Source organism: Glaciecola sp. 33A, from assembly GCF_002836745.1.
Taxonomy (GTDB): Bacteria; Pseudomonadota; Gammaproteobacteria; order Enterobacterales; family Alteromonadaceae; genus Glaciecola.
In genome coordinates this window covers 1-903 of record NZ_PJAR01000013.1, presented here as the reverse complement: position 1 = coordinate 903, position 903 = coordinate 1, and the positions used below count along the sequence as shown (strand labels likewise).

The window sequence follows — 903 nt, the reverse complement described above, 5'->3', positions numbered from 1 at the left end:
AGCCGCCCTACCAACGACACTGGCGACAGTCGGCTTTCGCCAAACCAGCTTATTGGCTCCTTGTCCTAGAACTATCTGTAGAGCGAAAAATTGTCTTTAGCACGGCACATAGCCCATCTTTAAATAGTGTGGTCATCCATCCACATCAACTAAATATGAAAGAGGTGACACTATGTATCAAATTACAATTTATAGGCAAAAGGAACCTTGAAATAAAAATAAGCTTGTTGGTCAAAAACTCCCACGTAAACTTCAGCAAATCTGGGCTATTCGTATTCGACTTGAGCTATCGGGTAATGTTAGAGACTTAGCACTATTTAACCTAGCTATTGACAGCAAGTTAAGAGCTTGTGACCTAGTTTCTCTGAGGCTACGTGATATTGCTCATGGACTAAGTGTGCAATCCAGAGCAATGGTAGTTCAACAAAAGACTAGGCAACCGGTACAGTTTGAAATTACGAAAAACACGCGTGAATCTATCTCACAGTTAATCTAACGAGACCAATTGACGTCAAGTGATTACTTATTCAAATCGAGAGTGAAAGCATCTGTTTATTTATCAACTCGACAATATAGCCGGATTGTTGACCATTGGGTTGAATCGATAAACTTAGACGCGACTCAATACGGTACGCATACTATAAGGCGAACAAAGCCTTCTCTTATTTACAAAAAGACCAAGAATTTGAGAGTTTGCCAATGATTGCTCGGTCATACAAAACTTGAAAGTACGGTTAGATATCTGGGTATAGAAGTTGATGATGCACTAGAGGTATCAGAGGGAATTGATTCGTAACAAAAGCCAGTATGTCGCGCTTCTAGCATAGAAGTGCGACCTATCAACTAATAGGCGGAAACGCCCTGTTCGCAAAGGGCAAGTGCACGGCAAAAGGGGACGTACGC

The 903-nt window shown here is 41.5% G+C and carries 1 pseudogene; it reads left to right on the top strand.

Annotated features, from left to right (window positions below):
* Positions 1 to 259: 259 nt before the first annotated feature.
* Positions 260 to 796 (top strand): annotated as a pseudogene (locus CXF81_RS19980) (tyrosine-type recombinase/integrase).
* Positions 797 to 903: the final 107 nt, after the last annotated feature.